Source organism: Pseudomonas sp. R3-56, assembly GCF_051132075.1.
Classification (GTDB): Bacteria; Pseudomonadota; Gammaproteobacteria; order Pseudomonadales; family Pseudomonadaceae; genus Aquipseudomonas.
Genome location: NZ_CP071657.1, coordinates 4,077,352 through 4,100,700, shown reverse-complemented (window position 1 = coordinate 4,100,700; position 23,349 = coordinate 4,077,352). Strand labels below are relative to the sequence as shown.

17 protein-coding genes and 1 pseudogene are annotated in these 23,349 nt (G+C 60.7%); 8 read left to right on the top strand and 10 right to left on the bottom strand.

The genetic code is table 11. The features are described from left to right. The 5 genes from J3P96_RS18515 to J3P96_RS18495 form a co-directional block, all read right to left on the bottom strand. Positions 1-903 carry a dihydrodipicolinate synthase family protein gene (locus tag J3P96_RS18515; protein WP_434652837.1) on the bottom strand — a complete coding sequence of 301 codons (903 nt, stop codon included), beginning with the start codon at positions 901-903 and terminating at the stop codon, positions 1-3. A 98-nt stretch (positions 904-1,001) separates the two neighbouring features. Further along, entirely contained in the window at positions 1,002-2,321 is a 1,320-nt protein-coding gene (locus J3P96_RS18510; RefSeq protein ID WP_434652835.1) for an NAD(P)/FAD-dependent oxidoreductase, read from the bottom strand. Positions 2,322-2,636: 315 nt separating this feature from the next. Then, the gene (gene proX, locus J3P96_RS18505; protein WP_434658255.1) at positions 2,637-3,665 is read right to left on the bottom strand and encodes a glycine betaine/L-proline ABC transporter substrate-binding protein ProX; all 1,029 of its coding nucleotides are present in this window, start codon (positions 3,663-3,665) and stop codon (positions 2,637-2,639) included. Between the two features lie 56 nt (positions 3,666-3,721). After that, complete coding sequence (gene proW / locus J3P96_RS18500) at positions 3,722-4,675, bottom strand: glycine betaine/L-proline ABC transporter permease ProW (protein ID WP_434569048.1); 954 nt, start codon at positions 4,673-4,675, stop codon at positions 3,722-3,724. Positions 4,676-4,700: 25 nt separating this feature from the next. Continuing rightward, complete coding sequence (locus J3P96_RS18495) at positions 4,701-5,861, bottom strand: quaternary amine ABC transporter ATP-binding protein (RefSeq protein ID WP_434652833.1); 1,161 nt, start codon at positions 5,859-5,861, stop codon at positions 4,701-4,703. 332 nt (positions 5,862-6,193) lie between these two features. Here J3P96_RS18495 and J3P96_RS18490 point away from each other — a divergent pair, with 332 nt between their 5' ends. The 4 genes from J3P96_RS18490 to J3P96_RS18475 all read left to right on the top strand — a co-directional run bounded on the left by J3P96_RS18490 (position 6,194) and on the right by J3P96_RS18475 (position 10,573). Beyond that, the gene (locus tag J3P96_RS18490) at positions 6,194-7,162 is read left to right on the top strand and encodes a LysR family transcriptional regulator (protein ID WP_434605048.1); all 969 of its coding nucleotides are present in this window, start codon (positions 6,194-6,196) and stop codon (positions 7,160-7,162) included. 274 nt (positions 7,163-7,436) lie between these two features. Then, positions 7,437-8,672, top strand: a complete 1,236-nt coding sequence (locus tag J3P96_RS18485) for an aromatic ring-hydroxylating oxygenase subunit alpha (RefSeq protein ID WP_434652831.1) — start codon at positions 7,437-7,439, stop codon at positions 8,670-8,672. 53 nt (positions 8,673-8,725) lie between these two features. Further along, positions 8,726-9,619, top strand: coding sequence for a dihydrodipicolinate synthase family protein (locus J3P96_RS18480; RefSeq protein WP_434652829.1), 894 nt, complete (start codon positions 8,726-8,728; stop codon positions 9,617-9,619). Between the two features lie 66 nt (positions 9,620-9,685). Then, a complete protein-coding gene (locus J3P96_RS18475; RefSeq protein WP_434652827.1) occupies positions 9,686-10,573 on the top strand; it encodes a DMT family transporter in 888 nt (295 codons plus the stop codon). A 531-nt stretch (positions 10,574-11,104) separates the two neighbouring features. Here J3P96_RS18475 and J3P96_RS18470 read toward each other — a convergent pair. Continuing rightward, the gene (locus J3P96_RS18470; protein ID WP_434574243.1) at positions 11,105-11,809 is read right to left on the bottom strand and encodes a methyl-accepting chemotaxis protein; all 705 of its coding nucleotides are present in this window, start codon (positions 11,807-11,809) and stop codon (positions 11,105-11,107) included. Between the two features lie 204 nt (positions 11,810-12,013). Beyond that, positions 12,014-12,868, bottom strand: a pseudogene (locus J3P96_RS18465) (cache domain-containing protein); the annotation flags it as partial. Between the two features lie 450 nt (positions 12,869-13,318). Between J3P96_RS18465 and J3P96_RS18460 the strand changes: the two are divergent. Further along, a complete protein-coding gene (locus tag J3P96_RS18460) occupies positions 13,319-14,350 on the top strand; it encodes a GlxA family transcriptional regulator (protein ID WP_434652825.1) in 1,032 nt (343 codons plus the stop codon). A gap of 3 nt (positions 14,351-14,353) precedes the next feature. On the opposite strand, the gene J3P96_RS18455 is transcribed toward J3P96_RS18460, so the two are convergent. Beyond that, a complete protein-coding gene (locus J3P96_RS18455) occupies positions 14,354-15,565 on the bottom strand; it encodes a YbfB/YjiJ family MFS transporter (protein ID WP_434652823.1) in 1,212 nt (403 codons plus the stop codon). Positions 15,566-15,676: 111 nt separating this feature from the next. Between J3P96_RS18455 and J3P96_RS18450 the strand changes: the two genes are divergently transcribed. Next, positions 15,677-16,552, top strand: coding sequence for a LysR family transcriptional regulator (locus J3P96_RS18450; protein WP_434652821.1), 876 nt, complete (start codon positions 15,677-15,679; stop codon positions 16,550-16,552). Positions 16,553-16,705: 153 nt separating this feature from the next. Here J3P96_RS18450 and J3P96_RS18445 read toward each other — a convergent pair whose 3' ends face one another. Beyond that, complete coding sequence (locus J3P96_RS18445; RefSeq protein ID WP_434652819.1) at positions 16,706-17,428, bottom strand: pirin family protein; 723 nt, start codon at positions 17,426-17,428, stop codon at positions 16,706-16,708. Positions 17,429-17,749: 321 nt separating this feature from the next. On the opposite strand from J3P96_RS18445, the gene J3P96_RS18440 reads away from it, so the two are divergent. Continuing rightward, positions 17,750-18,700 (top strand): GlxA family transcriptional regulator, encoded by a 951-nt coding sequence (locus tag J3P96_RS18440; protein ID WP_434652817.1) that lies wholly within the window; start codon positions 17,750-17,752, stop codon positions 18,698-18,700. 183 nt (positions 18,701-18,883) lie between these two features. After that, the gene (locus J3P96_RS18435) at positions 18,884-20,392 is read left to right on the top strand and encodes an ATP-binding protein (RefSeq protein WP_434652815.1); all 1,509 of its coding nucleotides are present in this window, start codon (positions 18,884-18,886) and stop codon (positions 20,390-20,392) included. Here J3P96_RS18435 and J3P96_RS18430 read toward each other — a convergent pair. Next, positions 20,339-23,149, bottom strand: a complete 2,811-nt coding sequence (locus J3P96_RS18430; protein WP_434652813.1) for an ATP-binding protein — start codon at positions 23,147-23,149, stop codon at positions 20,339-20,341. The two genes, J3P96_RS18435 and J3P96_RS18430, sit on opposite strands and share 54 nt — an antisense overlap. Positions 23,150-23,349 lie beyond the last annotated feature (200 nt).

Sequence of the window (23,349 nt, the reverse complement as noted above, 5' to 3'; positions counted from 1 at the left end):
TCATGCACCTCCAGTGATTTGCGCGATGTTGCGCTTGAGCTCGGTGACGACACTTTGCAGCGTCTGTTTCTCATCAAGGTCCAGGCCGTGCAGGGGGGCACGCAGGCCACCGGTGCTCAAGCCGTTCAGTTCACAGCCGTACTTGATGGACTGGACAAATTTTCCACCTTCCAGGAAATCCATCAGCGGCATCATCGCCGCCATGATTCGGCGACCTTTGTCGAAGTTCTTCTCGACCACGCAGGCCTCGTACAGCGCGACGTGTTCACGGGGAATGAAGTTGGAACCGGCACATACCCAACTGCGGGCGCCCCAGGCGAAAAATTCCAGGGCCTGATCGTCCCAGCCGCAGGACAGCGCGATGTGCGGGTACTTGCAGGCCAAACGGTGCATCTGGGCCATTTCGCCGGAGCTTTCCTTGATGGCGACGATGTTCTTCACATCACGGACCTCATCAAAGAACTCCGTGCCCATGCTGACGCTCATGCGGCCTGGATAGTTGTAAAGCATGATGGGGAGATTGGCGGCGCGGTCCACTGCCTTGACGTGCAGCGCGATTTCCTTTTGCGTTGGCAGTGCATAGGGCGGTGAACCCACCAGCAGCGCATCGGCCTTGATCGCCTTCGCCGCTTCGGCGTAGGCGACCGAGTCTTCGGTGCGGATGGCGCCGGTCCCCACGATCAGCGGCAGGCGACCGCGCAGCACGTCCTTGGCCTGGGCAGCCAGGTCGAAACGCTCCTGGGCGGTGTGGGCATAATATTCGCCGGTCGAGCCGCCGATAATGATGCCGTGTACCTTGGCGTCGACCAGATATTCCAGGACTTCGGCGAAGGCTGTCTTATCGATACTGCCGTCTGAGGTCAGGGGCGTAACGGCCGGTGTGTAAATGCCTTCAAACTTCATTGATATCGCTCCAGTTAATGTCACTGTTCAACCAAGGGAGGCCGCTTGCCGAGAATCGAGCGAGCGGACCTGAACTTCTTCAAGTGTGTCGGGGCGGGTCAACTTTCTTTACCGGCGCGGTATTGCCCCCAGCGCAAACTTATATTGACGCCCGCTGAAACCAGCGGGCCGGGTGGATTAGGACTGGGGCCGGGTGATTTCAAGACAAAATCAATAAGTTCGGAGTGTTCGCCGGCCAGCCAATCCGCCAGGAGTTTTCCGGTCGCCGTCCCGCGGGTAACACCCAGGCCATTGCAGCAAAGAGCCCCATAGACATGGGGTGAAAGTTCGCCGAAATAACCCATATGGTTACGCGAAAGAGCCAGTGCACCGCCCCAGGTATATTCGAAGTTCATCGCGGGCAACATGGGAAAGCGTTGCTCGAAAGAGGCTTGATGCCTGGCGACAAAGCGTTTCAGATATTTTGTATCGCTGCGGCCGTCGGGGTTGAAGCTGAAACTGTTACGGATCAACAGGCGGTTGTCCGGAGTGCGACGTACCGTGGTGCCGAATGGGTCCGCGGGAATCACTCCCCAATAAGGCCGGCCGCCCAGGCGAGCTTGCTCTTGCTCGGTCATGGGACGGGTCAGGCTGGCATAGGTGAACACCGGTAGCATTCGCCCCTTCAGGAAGCCGAAACTCATGCCAAAGGCATTATTGGTCAGGATCAGTTTGTCGGCGGTGATTGAGCCCCCGGCGTGCTTGAGCACCGTCCTGGTGCCGTACTCGACATGAGTGATCGCGGTGTTTTCGTAGAGTGTCACGTTGCCGGGAAGGCTGTCGGCCAGACCTTTGACCAGCGCCGACGGCTGAAGCAAGGAAGTCCCTGGCGTAAATAAGGCCTTGCGGTAGAAATGCGTGCCGATATGTTCGGGTAGTTCGCCAGCCTCGATCATCTGGTAGGGTTGATCGAGCTTATCGAGTCCGCGACGGTAGGCTTCCAGGACAGCGATGCCCCGTGGTTCAACGGCTGCCTGATATTTGCCGCAATGCTTCATCTGGCAATTGATGTTGTGGCGTTCAACCAATTCTTTTAGATAGCTCAGGCCGCTCAAATTAAGTTTCAAGGTTGTTTTGGCAGTGGCGATATCACCGATGTAATCTTCTGCGGCGATGTCATGCGGCAAGTCGATAGCGAATCCGGCATTGCGACCGGAAGTGCCAAAGCCGATTTCCTGAGCGTCGATCAACACAATGTGATCGTCGGGGAAATGAGTCGCGAGCTGCCGGGCGGCGGCGAGCCCTGTAAAACCGGCACCGACAATCACCCAACGTGCGCTGTCGTGACCCTGATGGGCGGGCTTGACCTGGCGCCCCCTGCTCAAGTGATACCACCCGCAAGATTGATCATCGGCAGGTAACGAAGAGACTTTCAACATTTCAAGATCCTGTTCATTCAACCAATCCGACGCCTGTCTTGCAAAAGGTTGCTTGGCAATTTCACGGCGACTGAGTATTTAACGGGCGTAACGGTCAAGACGTTGCAGTTTCAATTAACGATAGGGTAAGGCATTAAATTTATTCTGATGATTGCTTGATATCCAGCAACATTAAATCAAGAAAAAAGATAACCCTCCGTTATCGATAATCGAAACGGGAGCTTTCAGTTGGATTTCATAAACTAAATGTTGCGTAGAACCGAGCGCCATTAAAAGGCGGGGGTAGTCATCGACTCGCCCCGCCTCTTGTTCGTATCAATTGCTGGCTTGTGTCGCTGCCGCGCGAGCAGTTTGTAACCAGGCATCAAACTGCTGCCGATGGGCGGCTACCCACTCCTTGGCGTGACGGCGAATATCCGCAGGCTTTTTCTCGCCCTGTTGCATCTTCAGGTTCTGGGCACTTTCGTCAGCGGTAGTAATCTGCATCACCGAAAGGAACTTCAAGGCTGCCGGATTTTTGTCGGCGAACTCTTTATTCAACACGGTCTCGACCTTATCCACTGCAAAGCCGAGATTCTTGCCCTTGTACATCGTGTCAACGTTATTGTTGCCATCAGGCAGGTCGGTTTTCGGTACTTCCAGCCAGACCACATCCCTGTCTTCGACCAGAACGGTGGCGATCCACTGTGGGACCCAAGTGAAGTAGAGAATCGGCTGCCCTTCCTTATAACGGGTAATGGTGTCAGCCATCAGCGCGAAATAGGAGCCCTGGTTGACCGTGACCGTTTTTTCCAGGTCATAGGCCTTCATGTGATGGGCAATGATCAGCTCGCAGCCCCAGCCAGGATTACAACCCGTCATGTCTGCCTTGCCGTCGCCGTTGGTGTCGAACAGCTTGGCGATTTCCGGTTTCTTCAAGTCGGTGATGTACTTGATGTTGTGCGCTTCAGCGGTCTTTTTGTCGATCAGATAACCTTGAAGTACACCGGGCATGATGTCGCCCGCCTTGACCATGGCTTTATCACCCCCGGCCTGCTGGAAGAATTTATCGTGCAACTTGTCCCACAAGTGCACGGTAAAGTCCGCATCACCGTTACCCAAGGCCATCATCATGACGCCGTATTCGGTCTCCTTGGGCTCCTGCACCTTGTAACCCAGCTCTCGCAACCCTTCCATGGCCACTTCGCCACGGAAGCGCTCTTCAGCGATGGACGGGAAGATGGGGGTGACCTTCACACCGTCGCCCGGTTGGTTCGCCGAGGCGTTTGCGCACAGGGACATGGCCGCAATGGCGAGGGCTGTAGCGCAATTGAGAATGCTGCGGGAGAGCTTGAATTCAGACATTGTCGCGTACCTTTTTTGGGGTTTTTTCTTCAAGTGCGGCAGATCGAAAGTGGGATTCAGGCGGTCTTGCTCCGCCCCGCAGGCTGTCTTGCGCCGAACAGGCGTAGCAGCAGACCTACGGGACCGGTGTGATACCAGCGCAGGCTCGGGTCGGCGCCGGTGCGCGCGCCCATGGCTTGGGTCAGGCGGTCAAGGAAGATGGCGAGCAGTACCAGGCCCGTCCCGCCGACCGTGGCCAGGCCCATGTCCAGGCGACCGATGCCGCGCAGGACCATCTGTCCAAGGCCGCCCACCGAGATCATCGAGGCGATGACCACCATCGACAGCGAGAGCATCAGGGTCTGATTGAGTCCCGCCATGATGGTCGGCGTCGCCAGTGGCAGCTGGACACGGGTGAGCATCTGCCGCGGTGTGCAACCAAACGCGCGGGCCGCTTCTATCTTGTCCTCCGGTACCTGGCGGATGCCCAGGTTCGTCAGGCGCACCAGAGGGGGGAGGGCGAAGACAATCGTCACAAGGATGCCCGGCACGTTGCCGATGCCGAACAGCATGACGACCGGCACCAGGTAAACGAACGCCGGCAGTGTCTGCATGGCATCGAGGATGGGCCGCAGGACCTTTTCCAGGTTGTCGCTGCGGGCACAGAGAATACCCAGTGGAATACCCAGCAGCGCGCAAAAGAACACCGAGGTCAGTACCAGCGCCAGGGTCGTCATCGACTCGGACCAGACACCGATCAAACCCAGCAGTGTGAGTGTCACAAAGCACAGCAACGCCATGCGTTTGCCAGCGAGTTGCCATCCGAGCAATGAAGACAGGATGATGCCGATGCTCGGTGGAATGCTCTGCAGAATGAACTCAACGCCGTTAAGTACCTGGTCAATTGGCCAGCGGATGGCGCGAAATACATCGCGAAAGTTGTGCACCAGAAAATTCAGGGTGCTTTCCACCCAATCGCCGAGTGGAATGGTGGCGACTTGGAACGGGTCGAGAAAACTGAACTCGGACATCAGGGCTTACCTCTTCACGGTTGTATCAATGGCGGCTCAGCGTTTGCAGCAACTCGCTCTTTGACAGGGTCCCGGTGAGCGCGCCCGAGCGGTCCAGTACAGGGACCGGATACGGCAGGTTGGCCGCAATTTCCAATACTTCGTGCAGGGGCGTATCGGTAAATACCGGCTGGTGTTGGTGCTGGGTGTGATGGGTGCTGCCACCCGCGCCACTGGTATCGATGTCGACGACCCCGAGCAGTTGCCCTCGTTCATCGACCAGGTAACCGAACGGAAGGCCGGCCTTGAAGTGGGGCGCCTGGCCATTCGCTTTACGAACCCATTCCGGATCAAGCCTGGCCACGTCGCCCGCCTTGAGAATCCGTGAACTGTCGAACCCTTTGAAAAAGGTGCGCACATAGTCATTGGCGGGTTGGCTGATCAGCTCTTGAGGCGTGCCGATCTGCACCACCTGGCCGCCCTCCATGATCGCGATGCGGTGGCCGATGCGAACGGCTTCCTCGATGTCGTGGGAGATGAAAATGATGGTCCGCTTCTGTTCGGCTTGCAGGCGAATGAGCTCCCCCTGCATCTCGCTGCGGATAAGCGGGTCCAGCGCGGAAAAGGCTTCGTCCATCAGCAGGATGGTCGGGTCGTTGGCCAGCGCACGGGCCAGGCCTACCCGTTGCTGCATGCCGCCGGAAAGTTGATGCGGATAACTGTGCTCCTGGCCAGCAAGACCGACCTGGCTGAGGGCTTCCCTGGCGCGGCTATGCCGTTCCTTTTCGGCGATGCCGGAAATTTCCAGGCCGAAGGCGGTGTTCTCCAGGACACTCATGTGAGGCATCAGGGCAAAGGATTGAAACACCATGCCCATCTCTTTACGGCGAACATCAAGCAGGGCTTTATCAGCCAGCCCGGTAATTTCCCGACCGTTCAGATAAATGCTGCCGGAAGTGGGCTCGATAAGGCGGTTGAACAGACGCACCATCGTCGACTTGCCAGAACCCGAGAGCCCCATGATCACAAAGATTTCGCCACGCTTGACGGCGAAGCTGGCGTCGAAAACACCAATAACCTGGCCTGTTTTCTCAAACACATCTTTTTTGCAGGCGCCAGCGGCAAGCATCTTCATCGCCGCGTCGGGTTGTGCGCCGAATATCTTGAAAACGTTCTTAACAGAAATGATTTCGTCTGAACTAGTCATCGCGTCCCTCCTTTGCGTGTAACGCTACAAGCGCACGAAATCGAATTGAGTTCGAGCGTTGGTAATTTAGGCGGGCAGGAATAAATGATTGAATGGCGCATGACATTGACCTTGTTTTTATTGTTTGCCCTTGGGCTCGGGCTTTTTTTCAATCTATGGGTATCCTTGTGTTAAATCCAACAACATTTACCGGGCTTTATGGATAACCTAACGTTATCGAGGCCTGTCGAAACGACCGCCTTGGCGTAATCACGACGCTTTGTATGGCCCGGGCCAGGCTATTGAGTTACGCTCCGGCGCTTTCGCGGATGCTAGGAGTGCGAGGGCTTGCCATGCTCAGCAGACACGTTGACCCCGATACATTACTGCTTAGAATGCCTTCCCTCAGGGCTGTCAGAGCGTTTGTCGCCGCCGCCAAATATGAAAGCTTCACTCGGGCGGCAGAGGCACTTTGTGTATCGCAAGCGGCGATCAGTCGGCAGATCCGGGAGCTTGAGGACTCCTTGGGCGCTCAATTGTTCATGCGTGCCGGGCGGACGGTAGAGCTGACCGCCGAGGGGAAGATTTTTTTTGAGGCGGCGCAACTGTCCTTCGTTAATATCGCACAGGCGGCTGAAAGGATTCGTACCACGCCGACGCAGAAGCACATTCTGACTGTTTGTTGCTCACCCGCATTCTCCGCATTATGGCTGTCGGAACATCTTCCAGAGTTTCGTGCAACGAACCCGGATATCGAGTTCAATCTGATCACTACCCAGAACTTTGTGAATATGGAGCCTGGCGTAGAGCCGGACATCATCATCTCGAAGATCCGCAAGGTCGGGGACGGGTACAAGAGTTATCAGTTGTGCCACGACATTATTTATCCTGTTTGTTCTCCCGTGTTCCTGGAGGCGCACCCCGAACTGACTTCGCTTGAAGGCGTGCGCGATTCTTCGCTACTCAATCTGAGTCCCTATGGCCGGTCGGGGGTGGCTGAGCATGTTGACTGGGGGGTATGGCTGGCGTTTCTGAACGTTGATATTGATGAGCGTCCTGGTGACTGCCCGCCTATTTTTCATGCCAATGACTACAACCTGATCATGAATATGGTCTTGACCCATCAGGGCGTCGCACTCGGCTGGAACCAGCTGGTCGGGGCCATGGTCGAGAGAGGGCAGCTTGTTCGTCCCGTCGAGCAGCAGGTGACGCTTCGAAACAGTCTTCATTATGTTGCTTGTAACGAAAGGACTGAATATGAAGATGCCTGTCGGAGAGTGCGAGACTGGATCCTCTCGAAGTTTTCCAGATTGGCCGTATAAGTTTCTCCCGACGTAGGTCCCTCTTGGCCGTTAGCGAAATCCAAACAAGGTAGTGTCTGGATTCGCCCGGTCATAACGCCAAGTTATCAGTTGAACAACGAAAATGTAGTTTTGCCGACCGGATTGGCTATCGTACCCTTCGGGCTAAATATGGCTGATACATGCGTATCCAGCGGCTGCGCTGAACAATCGTTGGCGCAGGATCCGTTGGCCATGACACTGCTTTCTGGGCGTACTTGCCATTAACCGTCAGGTTGATGTGTAGAGGATAATAATGAATATCAGAACATCCGTGACCGACCTGATTCAAAAGCGCAAGGCGCGCCACGCGCTTCCTCGCGAACTGTACATTGAACCTGAGGTGTTTCGGCAGGATCTTGAGCAGATCTGGCACAAGGACTGGATCTTTGCCGGGCATACCTTTGAGCTTGAAAAACCCGGGCAATACCTGACATTGCAGATCGGCGACTATCCCGTCCTGGTCGTCAGGGATAAAAGTGGTCAGGTCCGGGCTTTTCACAACGCCTGTCGTCACCGTGGCTCCAAAGTTTGCGAGCACGCCCAGGGCAAAGTCGCAAAACTGGTCTGTCCTTATCATAAGTGGACTTTCGAACTGGACGGCAGTCTTTTGTTTGCCGGTAACATGGGCGCCGACTTCGACAGGTCGCAGTACAATTTGAAGCCTGTCCATTGTGAAGTTGTTCACACCTACATTTATGTCTGTGTCGCTGACAAGGCGCCGGAATTCGACAGTTTCAGAAATGCTGTAAGTCCATTTATAGCCCCGCATTTCCTGGATAACTGCAAGGTCGCTTTCGAGTCCAACCTCATTGAAAAGGGTAACTGGAAACTTGTCTTTGAAAATAATCGCGAGTGCTTCCACTGCGACGGTACCCATCCGGAATTGATGAACTCCTTTGTCGAGAACCTTTCGGTGGCCGGGGTGGGCGGCGAAGAGGATCCCGAACTGAGCGCACACTGGAATCGCTGCGAGACCGCGGGTATGCCGAGCAAGCTGGTCATGGATCCCAATGGCCGGTTTCGTATGACGCGTATTCCACTCTCCGCGGGTGCCGTGAGTTACACAATGGACGGTAAACCTGCTGTGGCGGGACGCCTGGATAAAAGCGGCGAGCCGGATATTGGCGCCTTGCTGTATTTCAACTACCCATCTACCTGGAACCACTTCCTTGGTGATCATGCGTTGAGCTTCCGCGTCCTCCCGATCGGACCGGACGAAACGCTTGTCACGACCAAATGGCTGGTGCCCAATACCGCCGTTGAGGGTGTTGACTACGAGATTGATAGGCTGACGAAGGTCTGGCTTGCCACCAACGATCAGGACCGGCGTTTGGTGGAAGGTACGCAGGCCGGTATTACCTCACCGAGTTACGAGCCGGGACCCTTTTCGGACATCGCGGAAAAGGGTGTATGCCAGTTTGACGATTGGTACTGCGAAACCATGCTTAAGCGGCTCCAGGCCCATATTCCGCTCAAGTCGGTGGGCTGATTCCTCGTCATCAGTGCGTTCGATCAGAGAAGAACAAGAAGAGGCTCGAGTTAATGTCCGCATTCGCTTTTTCCGGCCTCAACCTGGCCGTGACCACGCCTTTCGATGCCCAAGGCAAGATCGACTATCCACGCTTCGAAACGTTGCTTGAGCGCTATCTCGTGGCCGGCGTGGAGGGCTTTGTCCTGAGTTCGGGGACCGGCATGCATGTCTACCTTAGCCAGGAAGAGTCCAGGCAATTGGTTGCCTTCGGCACCAGCGTCATCAAGGGTCGTGCTCGCGTCATTGTGCAAACCTCTGCCTTGCTGGTGGACGAAGTAGTGCAGCGCACCCGCCACGCCGCCGGGTGTGGCGCCGATGGGGTCATGGTGCTGCCGCCGTTTTTCGAAGGCCCAACCGATGAACAGTGCATCGTTGACTTCTACTCCACAGTGTCCGAAGCCGGGTTGCCGATCATTGGCTACAATGTGCCTCAGGCGGTGGGTGTAGAAGTCACTCCGTCGCTGTTTCGCCAGTTGAGTGAGATTCCGAACTTCGTGTCGGTCAAGGACAGCAGTGGTGACCTTGCCGCCCAAGCCGCGCTGATCCGCACGGGCCTGCCGACGATGAATGGCGCCGATGCACTGGTGCCCTACGCGCTCTTCGCCGGGGCCGCAGGTCTGATCTGGGGCGGCGCTAACATGGCTCCAAGCGCTTGCGTTGCCGTGGTAGAGGCCGCCATGAGGCACGACTGGATCAGTGCCCGGGAGATCTGGCGGTCGATAGAGCCGGCGATGTCGTTGATCTGGCAGGGTGACTATGTGCAGTCGGTCTACGCCGCTGCCGAGATCACCGGCTACGGAGCGGGAAACCCGCGTCGGCCGTTGGCGCGTTTGGCTGCTGGTAAACTCGACGCGCTCAAGGTTGCCCTGGAACCGTTGATCGCGCTTGAATCTGACCTCGCCTGAGGATTGGGCGCGGGCTTATGAGCGTGCCGGGCGAATGATGTCGTCTCCCTCGAAATGGAATGATCCATGAGCAACCAGTCGGACAGCGCGGCACCGGCTTACGATGTGCCCAGGCCTCAGCTAGGTATCATCCTGTGCCTTCTCTCGATGCTGGTGTTCGCCAGCCAGGACGGGATTACCAAGGTACTGGTCAAGGATCTCCCGATTGCACAGCTGGTGATGGTGCGCTACTGGGCCTTCCTGGTTTTCGCTGTCGGCTATGGCGTCTTCCAGGGAAACCTGCGCACCGCCTGTCGAAGCCGCCACCCCTGCCTGCAGATCATTCGCGCCCTGATCGGCGTGGGTGAAATCGCCTTGTTCGGACTGGGGCTGCGCCACCTTGGGCTGGCGGAAATGCACGCGCTGTATGCAGTCTTCCCGCTGATGACGCTGGCCTTGGCTGGAGCGTTCTTGGGCGAGTTCATCGGGGTTCGTCGATGGATAGCCGCCGCCATCGGTTTTACGGGGACACTGGTTATCCTTCGCCCCGGCACCGGTGTCTTCGAGCTGGCGGCGCTGGTCCCGCTGTTGTCTGCCCTGGGTTTTGCGATTTTCAGCGCGTTGACCCGGCGGATCAGCCAGCATGATTCATTCGCTACGAACCTGCTTTACATGGGATTCTTCGGCGCAATAGCCATCACCTTGTGGGGGCTTCCAGGTTGGGTTTCGCCAAGCCCGATGCAATGGGCCCTGATCGCGGTGCTTTCCACTACCGGGGTTGTGGCCCAGCTGTTGTTGCTTCAGGCGCTGAAGTACGCAACGGCAGCCACACTCCAACCGTTCAACTACACCTTGCTGGTGTTCGCCACGCTGATTGGCCTGCTGGTATTCGGTGAGCTGCCCGACACCTGGACCGTGGTGGGAGCATGTCTGGTGATTGCGGGTGGGATGTATGCGATCAAGGCGAAAGGGTAGCCACCGGGCCGATACCCAGCGGCTGTGACACCGCCTTCGCGAGCAGGCTCGCTCCCACATTCTTGATCTTTAGCGGACACAAAATCCAAGTAACCGCAGAACTTCAGCAGGCACAAAACGAAGGTAACCGCAGAACCCCTTGTGGGAGCGAGCTTGCTCGCGAAGAGGCCGGCACAGTCAAAACATCTATCAACTGTCAGACCGCCTTCGCGAGCAGGCTCGCTCCCACATTTTTGATCTTCAGCGGACACAAAACTCAAGTAACCGCAGAACCCCTTGTGGGAGCGAGCCTGCTCGCGAAGAGGCCGGCACCGTCAACACATCTATCGACTGTCAGACCGCCTTCGCGAGCAGGCTCGCTCCCACATTTTTGATCTTCACGGACACAAAACCCAGGTAACCGCAGAACCCCTGTGGGAGCGAGCCTGCTCGCGAAGAGGCCGGCACAGTCAACATCTTCATTGGCTGTCAGGCCGCCTTCGCGAGCAGGCTCGCTCCCACATTGGATCTTCGGCGGGACATAAAGCCGATTTAGAACCTGAAGCGTCCCACCAATCCCTTGAGCTGCCCGGAAATATCGGTCAGCCGCCCCGAACCGGTCTGCGCCGTATGGGCGAATTCCTCGACCAGTTGCGCATCGGAATGGATCTGCGCGATGTGCCGGTTGATGTCTTCCGCCACTTGGTGCTGTTGCTCCGCCGCAGTGGCGATCTGGGTGTTCTGGTCGCGGATCGAGTCCACCGAGGTGCGGATTTTGTCGAAGCTGTCGCGAGCCTGCTGGATGCGCTCGACGCTGGTGTGCGACACCTGCAGGCTGTTCTGCATCTGTTGCGTCACTTCCTGGGTGCGCCGCGCGAGGTTGCCGAGCAGACTGTCGATCTCGCCGGTGGAATCGGCGGTGCGCCGCGCCAGGGCGCGCACCTCGTCGGCCACCACGGCAAAGCCGCGGCCCTGATCGCCCGCGCGCGCCGCTTCGATGGCCGCATTGAGCGCCAGCAGGTTGGTCTGTTCAGCGATCGAACGGATGGTGTCGAGGATGGTGTTGATGTTCTTGCTGTCCTGCTCCAGCGCCTGCATGGTCTGGGTCGACTGCTGCAATTCCTCACTCAGCTTCAGCACACTGCCCGTGGCTTCGCCGATATGATGTTGGCCGTCGTGTACATCGCGATAGCCGGTGTCCGCGCTGACGGCGGCCTGGCTGCAGGAGCGGGCCACCTCGTTGGCGGTGGCGACCATTTCGTTGAACGCGGTGCTCACCAGCTCCACGGCCTGGCGCTGGCGCCCGGCGGCATCGTTCATGTTCTGGGCCACGTTGCTGGTATCGGCCGCGGCAGTTTGCAGGTCGGAAGAAGCGCTGCCGATGCGCTGCATCAGTTGCGCGATCATGGCCAGGAACTGGTTGAACCAACCCGCCAGGGTGGCCGTTTCGTCCTTGCCCTGCACCGACAGTTTGCGGGTGAGGTCGCCTTCGCCTTCGGCGATTTCCTGCAGGCCATTGGCAACGCCACGAATCGGCCGCACGATCACGCTGGCGAAGCTGGCGCCGACAATGGCGAAGACCACGGCCAGCGCGGCGGCGATGGCGGCGATCAACCAGGTCAGGCTCGAAGCCTCGGCCATCACTTCGTCGCGCTTGATCAGGCCGATGAAGCGCCAGCCCAGGCTTTTGGAGGTGACGATGTTGGCCATGTAGGGCACGCCATCGATCTCGATCTGGGTGGCGCCATCGCTGCTCTTGGCCAGCGCGGCGTAATTGGGGCCGAGGTCGGCCAGCGGCTTGAAGTTGTGCTTGGCCTCGGCTGGGTCGACCAGCACGTTGCCGCTGGCCTCCACCAGCATCAGGTAGCCGCTGTCGCCCAGCTTGATGTTCTTGACCAGTTCGGTCAGCTGTTTGAGCGACACATCGAGGCCGACCACGCCGACCAGCTTGCCGCTGGCATCGGCGACGGTGTGCACGATGCCGATCAACGACACGTCGTCCGGCGCCCAGTAATAGGCATCGGTTTTCACAGTGGTGCCAGGCGCTGCAATAGCCGCCTTGTACCAGGGGCGTACGCGCGGGTCGTAGTTGGAAATCTTCGGATCATCCGGCCAACTGGCGTAGCCACCGTCCGCCAGGCCCAGGGACAGGTAGGCGGTGGTTGGATGGCTCTTGGCGAACTGGTCGAAAATCGCCAGCAGCTGTTTGTTGTTCTCGGTCAGCGGGATTTGCGCGGCGTCAGCGCCCGAGTAGTTCTTCAGGTCCTTGGCCGCGACGATCCGCGGGTCCTTGGCGAAAAATTCGACGTTCTGCATGATGCCGTCGAAGAACTGCTTCATGCCGTTGTCGATCTGGCGGATCTCGCGGCTGCTGCTGTCCAGGAAGTTGGCTTGTGCCGCATCGCGCAGGTTCAATACAACGAGCACCGCCACCAGGATAACCGGGAGGCAGGCAATGGTCGCGAACGCCCATGTCAGCTTCTGTTTGATATTCATGACTTCTCCCGCAGGTATTTATCGGTGTTGGAAACGGCGGAAACAGTAGCGGTGCGCGTTGCGAGCTTTGGAGGGAAAAGCGCCCATGCCTACTCTGAGGCTATCGACCAATGTCGTATTCCCTTGAGGTCGCCACTGGTCGGACGTCGCTAACGCTGACAGTGATGTCGCGCAGGCGATGGTTGCCTTTGCGGTTAATCGGGAAGATGGCTTGGCTCGGGCAATCCGCCCGGGTCCGGTCCAGATCGCCTTCCTGTCTCACGAGGCCCCATGCCCAGCGCATTCGAAAGCGTACTCAAGAACAAGAACATGGCCTATCGCCCCCAAGGGGCTGCGCCTGAGGGACAAGCGCCGGTGCGCGTCGCGTTTGTGCTGATGGACAACTTTTCCATGATGTCCTTTACCGGCGCGGTGGACGCGCTGGTCACCGCCAACCTGATGAGCGACAAGCCGCTTTATGAAGTGCTGACGGTGGGCGCTTCGGGCGGGCAGGTGACGAGTGACCTGGGCATCGTGATTTCCACCGATATCGAGCTGGCGCAATTGCCCGATAACCTCGACGTGCTGATTGTCGCCGGAGGCTTTCGTGTGAAGTTGCAAGGCACGCCGTTATTGCGGCGCAAGCTGCGCGCCCATGCAACGTCCGGGGCGATAGTGGGTGGGTTGTGGAACGGCGTGTTTTTTGTGGCAGAGGCGAACCTGCTCGATGGTTTCGAATGCGCGGTCCATCCGGAAAGTCGGGCGACGATGGCCGAGATGTTCCCCCATGTGAAAGTCACCAGCCGCGCCTATGTCGTAGACCGCGAGCGAGTCAGCTGCGCGGGCGCCAACAGCTCGCTGCGCATGATGCTCCAGCTGATCCGCCGCACCGGCGGCGAGGCGCTGGTGGGGGCAATCGAAGAGATCCTTCGCTGCGATGAATCAGGGGATGACGCCACGGACCTGCCGCCGATCTTCGTCGAGACCGATCCGACGCTGCCGGAAAGTCTCAAGCTGGCGTTGGAACTGATGTGGCAGAACGTCGAGGAGCCGTTGACGATCGATGAGCTGGCGGCCTGCGTCAAGGTTTCCAAGCGCCAGCTGGAACGGCGGTTCTGCCGGTTCCTCGGTGCGACCCCGACGCGTTATTACCTGGAACTGCGCCTGACACGCGCACGCCAGCTCATCCAGCAGACCAACCGCTCGGTGACCGAAATCGCCGTGGCCACCGGCTTCGTCAGCTCCCCGCATTTCCAGCGACGTTTCCGCGATTTTTTTGGTGTGCCGCCGGGTAGCTATCGTTCGACGTTTGGGCGCAAGTAAGGTTTAGTTGCCCGCGTTTGCAGGCCTTGCGAACAGCTTGGGCGTGAAATCGAGCAGCAGCGCCACCACGATCGCCCCAGCAGAAACCAGGAACAGCACCGCATGCTGTCCGCCACTGGCATTGAACAGCGCCGAATAGCCGAACCCGGCGAGCGCCTGAAAGGTTGCGAACGAAACGGTGGCGCGGCTCCAGGCGACTTGCTGGCGATGATGGTCCGGCACCAGTTCGTGCACCCGGGCCAGGGCCAATGGCACGATGCCCGGGGGGAACGAGCCGATCAGCACGGCCAGTACCGCCAGCGCCAGGAAGCTCTGTGTAATCGCCAGCAGGCCAAGGGCAACGGCCTGGACGGCCAGCACCAGTCGTATGCTTTTGCGCGCGCCCAGATGGTCGGCGAGAAGGCCGTAGGTCACCGGGCCGATAATCGCGCCGAGGCCGTACATCACCCAGACCAGCGCACCGACATGGGCGCCCGCCTTGAGGCCGCGCGCTACGTAGTCCACCAGGAACACCATTGCCGGGACCAACCCTGCCGCCATGAAGGCGTATTGGACAAACAGCTGATACACGGCGCGGGGTGTGGGTTCGGCCGGTGTGGCGTGTTTCGCGACGCTTGTCGCCTGGGCAGAATCTTCCGGCCAACCGAACCAGCTCAGCCCGGTCAGCACCAGCGACAACACGCCGAGCCCCAGCCAGGTCGCCTGCAGACCGTGGCTCAACAGCGGCGGCACAATCGTTCCGGAGCCGGCGATACCCAGCCCGATGCCAAGGAAAATCGCACCACTGGCCAAGCCTCTGCGCGCGGCGGGCACATGTGGCAGTACGGTCGCCGCCACCAGCACCATAATCGCGCCGCCGGCGATGCCCGACAGCAGCCGCCAAGCGAAATACCAGATCACCGACACCGGGAAGGCGCAGGCAAAAAATGCCGCCGTCACGGCCAGCATCATCAGGCGCAGCGCCTGCTTGTTGCCGAGGCGCCGAGCCATGGGCCGGCCGAGCAGGGCGCCGATCAGGTAGCCCACCAGGTTCGCCGCTCCCAGGTAAACCACGTCGTTGGCGCTGAACCAATGCGCCTCGATCAGCGACGGAATCAACGGCGTGTAGGCGAAGCGTGCGAGGCCGATGCTGACGAGGCTGGCGCAGAGGCCGGCGAATATCGGCAACCAGATGCCCGTCGGGGATGAGTCCAGCGCCGTGGATTGGGTGTGCATGGGAACGATCCTCTGGAAAGGTTTATGGCGTCCAGCATATCGGCTATCGTTGGAGCGTTTATGCAGCGATTTCGCGACACGGTGATGCAGTTTTGAAGCGGGAGAGGGCGAATGAATTGGGATGACGCGCGGGTGTTTCTCGCGGTATGTCGGGAGTCGACCCTGCGTGGAGCGGCCCGGATACTGGGCGTGGATCAGGCGACCGTGGGGCGGCGGATCGTCGCGTTGGAAAAATCCTTGAGCGCCGCGTTGTTCCTGCGCACCTCCGACGGTTATGCGCTGACGGCGGTAGGCGAAGCGGCGCTCAAGGCCGTGGAAAAAATGGAGCAGTCGGCCCTGGAGCTTGAGCGTCGCATCCAGGGCCTGGACGATCGGTTGATCGGCAACGTACGCGTCGCCACCACCGATTCGTTGGCGATCGATTTCCTCATCCCGGCCATCGCTCGCCTGCATGCGCGGCATCCCGACGTCCGCGTGCAACTGGATGCCTCCACGCAGATCATCAGCCTGGTCAAGCGTGAAGCGGACATTGCCGTGCGCAATACCCGGCCCGACAATCCTGATCTCATCGCCCGGCGGATTGCGCGCTGGCCGGTGGGGCTGTTCGCCTCCCAGGATTACGTCGACGCTCATGGGGAGCCTGCGCCGGGCAGTGCTTTCGAAGGGCATGACCTGGTGGTCTATCAACCGTACTGGCAGGGCCAAAAGGATTTCACCCTGGTGGCCGAACCGGTCGGCCGAGGACGGATTGTCGCCAGCCTGAGCTCAAGCCTGCTGGTACGCAGGTCGATCGGGGCGGGGATCGGGGTGGGAGAAATTCCGGTGTACATGGGCGAGCGCGACGGGCTGGTGCGGCTCTGGCCGCAGCGCACGCGACCGCTGCCATATGAGGTGTGGCTGGTGACTCACGCGGATCTGCGCCACACGGCGCGGGTGCGGGCGGTGATCGATGAGATTGTCGCGGCGTTTTCCAAGGAGAACGAGTAGATCTTCAGCGGCCCCACATCTGAGTACGACATAAAACAACTGTGGGAGCGAGCTTGCTCGCGATGGCGGTGGTCAATCCAACATTAATGTTGCTCGACCCACCGCGATCGCGAGCAAGCTCGCTCCCACAAATTAATCTCACAGCTGCCGATGTTATGGCATTTGCGGCAGTTCCTGCGGCCGCAGGTCAAACACCAGCACCTCGGCATCCTGGCCGTTGTCCAGCGTCAGTACCTGTTCGTTGCGTACCCGCACGCCGTCGCCTTCCTGCAACGCCACGCCGTTGAGCTCGACGCTGCCCCGGGCCACATGCACATAGGCATAACGATCAGCGGCCAAGGTCAGCGTGGCGCTTTCCTGACCATCGAACAGCCCGGCATACACCCGTGCGTCCTGGCGTACGTGCAACGACCCCTCGGCGCCGTCCGGGGAGATGATCAGTTGCAGGCGACCGCGTTTCTGTTCGGTGCTGAAGTGCTCCTGCTGGTAGCGCGGCGTAGCGCCCACGACATTGGGCACGATCCAGATCTGCAGGAAGTGCACCGGCTCGTCCGCGCTGTGATTGAACTCGCTGTGGGCCACGCCGCTGCCGGCGCTCATCAACTGCACATCACCCGGACGAATCACCGAGCCCGTGCCCAGGGTGTCCTTGTGTTCCAGCGCGCCTTCGAGCACGTAGGAGAAAATCTCCATGTCCCGGTGTGGGTGCTGGCCGAAACCTTTGGCGGCGGCGACCCGATCGTCGTTGATCACCAGCAGGTCGGAAAAACCCTGTTGGTTGAGGTCGCGGTAGTTGGCGAAGGAAAAGGTATGGAACGACGTCAGCCAGCCGTGACGAGCGATGCCGCGATCAGAAGCTTTGCGAAGGGTCAGCATGATGATTCTCCTGGTTCAGTGGGCGGTGGCCTTGGCCGTTCGCCGGGTACAGAAGAAGGTTAATGGTTATCGGCGCATTCAATAAGCGGCTGAATGTGGAAATACTGTCCGTTCTGAGTGGACAATCTCGCCGGGAGCGCTGCGCTTCGTCATAATACCAGCCGGTGACCGCTGGTCCCTGTGGGAGCGAGCTTGCTCGCGATAGCGGTGCCTCAGTTACATAGATGCCGGCTGGACGTACGCTATCGCGAGCAAGCTCGCTCCCACAGGGTCGTCGGTCGCCAACCGGTAGCATGTTCCCCTTGTCTTGGCGTCCTCCCCATGAAAACCGTTGCAATGGTGCTGTTCCCCGATTTCCTGCTGCTCGACATGGCCGGGCCGCTCGAAGTGTTTTCCATCGCCAATCGTTTTCTCGCGCCGGACCAGCACTATCAGTTGCTGACCCTGGGCACCGAGCGCGGGGCGTTGCGAGCCTCCAACGGGGTGACTGTCCAAGCCGACATCCATATCGACCAGGCTTGGGCGGCCTACGACGTACTGCTGGTACCGGGCGGGCCTGGTGCCTATAACGATCGGCATCCGGGCTTGCACACCTGGTTGCGGGCGTCCGCGCAGCGGGCCACGCGCTACGGGTCGATCTGCACGGGAGCCTTCATCCTGGGAGAGGCGGGCTTGCTCGACGGCTATCGGGTCACCACCCATTGGCATTACACCGAACGCCTGATCCAGCGGTTCCCCAAGGCGTTGGTCGAGACCGACAAGATCATCTTGCATGACCGACGGTTGATCACCTCCGGCGGTGTCACGGCCGGTATCGACATGGCCCTGTCCATCGTCGCCCAGGACCATGGCCGCAAAGTCGCGCTGGATGTGGCCAAGGTGTTGCTGGTGGTCATGCAGCGCCAGGGTGGGCAAGCGCAGTTCAGCCCGCTGGTAGCGGCGGTGGCGGCACAGGAATCGGCGGTTACCCGGGTGCAGCATTACGTGATGGAACACCTGGAGGAGCCGTTTTCCATCGAGCGCATGGCCGATCTGGCCGCCATGAGCTCAAGGCATTTCGCCCGGGTTTTCCAGCGCGAAGTCAAAATGACGCCGATGGAGTTCCTGCAAGGTGCGCGCATCGATCGGGCGCGGCAGTTGCTCGAGTCCACCGACTTGCCCCTCAAGACCGTGGCGTTTCGCAGTGGCTTTGGCAGCGTCCGGCACATGCGCCAGTTGTTCAGCGAAAAACTCGGCCTGACACCGGTCCAGTACCGGCAGCAGTTCAGTTGAGCCTTCGGTGTCCGTCCAGGGCACCGTGATGTCCGTGATGCGTCCTGTGCCAGCATTGTTCTCTGCCCTGTGGCTGCCAAGATAACGGCGAACCCTCTGCAAAGGATGCGCAGGAGCCAGGGCAGGTGTGTGCGGTAATCCGCAGCGCCACGCCCGGACCGGTTTTCTGTCGCTGGATCGCTCATGAACAGCTTCACCAAACCTTGCGCCGCACCAGCGGCGAGCACCGAAACCACGGTGCGCTTCGGTCCGTTTGTCTTTCACCGCCAGCAGCGGCTGGTTACCCGCGATGGCAAGCCCCTGGCCTTGGGCGGTCGCGCCCTGGACATCCTGCACTTGCTGGTTGCCCATGCGGGCGCCTTCGTCAGCAAGCAAACCCTGATCGCGCAGGTCTGGCCCGACAGCGTGGTGGAAGACATCAACCTGCGGGTGCACATCGCCGCCTTGCGGCGGGCGTTCGGTGCCGGACAGGATGGCAATCGCTACATTCTCAATCATCCGCGCCAGGGCTACTGCTTCGCCGTGCCCCTGACCCCACAGCCGAGTGCTGAATCGTCCGGCGCCAGGCGCTCCGAGCGGCACAATCTGCCCGCGCGCCTGAGCCCGGTGATCGGTCGCGACAAGCTGCTGGGACGGCTGTTGGTCGAGGTTCCTCGCCAGCCCCTGACCACCGTCGTCGGCCCGGGCGGTATCGGCAAGACCACGGTGGTGTCGCGGGCGGCGGAACTGTTGCTTGAGCATTTTGCCGACGGCGCCTGGTTTATTGACCTGGCGGCGATCAGCGACCCGGCCGAGGTCTGCCCGCGGATCATGCAAACCCTTGGCCTGACGGGCGGCTCGCTGGAACAGTGCCTGCAATCGTGCCGGATGTTGCTGGTGCTCGATGGCGCCGAACACCTGCTCGATGCCTGCCGGGAGCTGGCCTTGACGCTGCGCTCCGCGGCCCCTGGCGTATCGCTGTTGTTGAGCAGTCGCGAAGCCTTGGAGCTTGCAGATGAACATGTCGTGCAATTGGCCGGTCTGGCCGTGGCGACGGCCAGCGACCCCGGCCACCTGATATTGGCGAGTCCGGCGGTGCGCTTGCTGGTCGATCGGGTCGGTGCCCGACAGCAGGGCTTCAAGCCGGGTGAACGCGACCTCGCGCCTCTCGCACAAATCTGCCAGCGCCTGGACGGGTTGCCGTTGGCGCTGGAGCTGGCGGCGGCCCAGGTTGATGCGCTGGGCGTGGCGGGGGTCCTGGAACAGTTGGACTACGGTCTGTCACTGTTGAGCCACGGCCGCCGTACAGCCGTGGCGCGCCACCGCAGCCTTGATGCGGCGTTGGATTGGAGTTTCGAGCGCTTGGGCAGCGACGAACGGACGGTGTTCCAGCGGCTGGCGGTGTTCGAGGAACCGTTCACGTTGAAGGCTGCGCTGGCTGTGGTCAGTTGCACCGACGTCGGGGTGGGGCGATTGCCCTGGCTGCTGTCGCGGCTGGTCAAGCAGTCGCTGGTGATGGTTGAACAAGGTGCCGAAGGCAATCGCTACCACCTGCTCAATACCACGCGTGCCTATGCCTTGGAAAAGTTGCGTCGCGCAGGCCAGTGGCAGTCGCTCCATCGGCGCTACGTGTTGCAGGAGGCCTGGCTGGCGCGACGTTCAAGACCCGAGCTGGCGAGTCAGCGTCTGGAGCAGCGCGCCGGCTTCCTTTAGGTCGGGTGTGTCGAACCCTTCGCTGAAGCGCCGATAGACCGAAGCGAGCACATCCTGCGCTGCCGCATCCTGGCCGCGCCGTTGCCACAGCCGGGCCAGCGACATGGCACTGCGTAATTGCCAGGCCAGCGCGCCTTGGTTCCGGGCTAGCGCCAGCGCGGCGTGCAAGTACTCTTCGGCACGGCTTTCTGCGCCCGCCTTTCCCTCGGCCAGCAACGCTTCGGCAGCGACGCGCAGGATTTCCGCCGAGCACCAGCCTGCCGCGCCGCTATGAGCGCGCTCGATCTGCTCCGGGCTGACGGCATCGCCGCGCAGAGTGACGACGGTATCCTGGATCAGGCCGCAAGCGCTCCAGTGCGACTGCGGACTGGCGCCGTCGAAGGCGCGCTCGTAATGGCCAGCCCAATCATGGAACAGCATGACCGAATGGCGTTTGGCCTGCTGCTTCAACATGTCCAGCCGTTCCCGGGCGGTCGGCTGATCGCCGGTGTAATGGGCGATCACGCAACCGGCGATCGCCAGGGTGTAGCAGATCGAAAGGCCGTGGTTGATCTGCAGGGCAATCTGTAGCGCGAGGTTGGCCGTGCGCCGGGCTTTTTCGGCGAACCCTTGCAGCCAGAGGATGCGCGACAGGATTGTCAGCGCGGCCACGCTCTGCTCGTATTGCACGCCGAAACCGTGGCTGAAGCGGCTCAGGTGACCATTCTGGGCGAGGCGCTGGATGACCTGCTCGGCGTCGCGTCGCGCGCCGTCCTGGTCGCCGGTGAAATGCAGCGCCAGCACCCGCAGGCGCTGGGTACTCAAGGACAGGACCGGGTCGCCCGGCAGGCCCAGGCGATCAAAATCCAGGCTTTGCTCCAGCGCCTGCTGATAGCGGCCGGCGCTGAGATTGACCGTCATGAGGCCCGACAATGCGCGCAATTCGCCCGCCCGGTCCTGGCACTGCCGGGCCAGGTGGCGGGCCGTGACGAACGCCTCGACAGTGGCCGGCGTACCGCCCTCGGTGTGGTAGTTGAAACTGCCGTGGGCCAGTTCCAGGGCGAGGGTCAATCTCGGGCACGGCGAGGGGCTGGCCCGTAGCAGCGCCCGCGCCTTGCTGACATACAGCCCGTGCTCCTTGAGCAGCGACAGCTCTTGCCAGAGCGGCAGGGTGCGCGCGGCCAGGCGGATCGCCACGGCGTGCGAACCCTGCGGGCCCAGCCCGCGGTCGAGCGCCGCGCGGATGTCGTCCCGATAGGCCGCGTACCGTGCGATCCACACACGCGTAGAAGTGTTTTCCCAATCCTTTTCAGCCTGTTCCATGAGCGTCAGGCAGCGCTCGGCGTGGCGCTCCCGGGTGGCGGCCAGTTCCCCGGCCTCCAGCAGTTTTTCCAAGGCGTAGCTGCGTGTGGTATCCAGCAGCCGATAACGGACCTCATCGTCGCCGATTTCGACATTGAGCAACGATTTCGCCACCAACTGGCTGATCGAGACCAGCACCTGCTCGGGCGCGACATGCTGGCCGACGATGACTGCCGCGGCCGACGCCAGGTTGAAACTGCCCATGAACACCGCAAGGCGCCGCAGGCAGGTCTGTTCGCACGGCGTGAGCAGCGCGAAGCTCCAGTCCACCGTGGCGCGCAGGGTCTGCTGGCGCGGTGCGCTGGCGTGCCTGTCATGGTCGAGCAGGGCGACGCTGTCCTGCAGTTGCCGGCATAGCGCCTCCAGCCCAAAGCGCCCGACCTGGGCGGCGGCCAGTTCGATCGCCAGGGGTATTCCGTCGAGCCGCTGGCAGATATCGACGATCAGCGGAACCTCGTGGTCCGTCAGCTCAAAGTCGTCCTGGCTGGCCATCGCCCGTTCGGCGAACAGTTGCAGCGCCGGGAATTCCAGGGCCGGATAACCTTCGATGACCATGCCCCTTGGCGGAAACGCCAGCGAATCGAGGCGCTGCACGTGTTCGCCTTCGGCGCGCAGGCCTTCGCGGCTGGTGGCCAGGATGTGCAGGTGAGGCGCGCCGCGCAGCAAGGTTTCGCAGAGCAGAGCAACGGCATCGATCAGGTGTTCACAGGTGTCGATGACCAGCAGCAGATGGCGGTTCTTGAGTTGCCGGACGATCGCGTCAAGCGGTTCGCCGTCATGCAGCGTCAGCTCCAGCAGCGCACAGAGGTTGGGGGCGATCATGGCCGCGTCGTTGAGCGAGGCCAGGTCCAGCAGGCAGGTGCCGTCGCGGTACTGGCCAAGCAGCCGTTCGGCAACCCGCAAGGCGACGGTGGTCTTGCCGATGCCGCCGCTGCCGACCAGGCTGATGAAACGTTTGCGCGGGAGCTGCGCCACCAGGCTCTCCACCAGGCCCTGGCGGCCGATCATGCGGGTACGGCGCGGCGGCAGGTTGCGCGCCAGGGAGGGGTGGGGGATGCGCGCCAGTTCCTCGGGCGCTTCGAACGTCACCGGCGCGACAAAACTGTAGCCGCGCTGCGCCACCGTGACGATATAACGCTGACCGGCCTGGCCGTCGCCCAGGGCCTTGCGCAACGCCGCCACGTGAACCCGCAGGTTGGTGTCCTCCACCACGCTTTTCGGCCAGACCCGGGCGATCAGTTGCTGCTTGCTCACCACTTGGCCGGCGTGTTCGAGCAGCACCAGCAGGATCTCCACCGCTCGCCGCCCCAGGCGCAACGGTTGCCCGCCCTCCAGCACCAGGCGCTGGCGCGGATGGACCCGGTAGGGGCCGAAATGCACCGTCTGTTCGACGGGCAGGCTGAGGTATTGGCTCATGGTCTGCTCAAGGTTCTGTTTGCGCTGTACCCGAGCATATTCCTCAGGTTTTGCGCCAAGCGCAACGGTGGGACGTGTTGTTCCAACCAAGCCCCCGTGGCGAGGGAGCTTGCTCCCGCTGGGCCGCGAAGCGGCCCCAAAAGCACCACCCCAACCAATCTGGCACACCGAAGTGACAATTCCGGGGCTGCTGCGCAGCC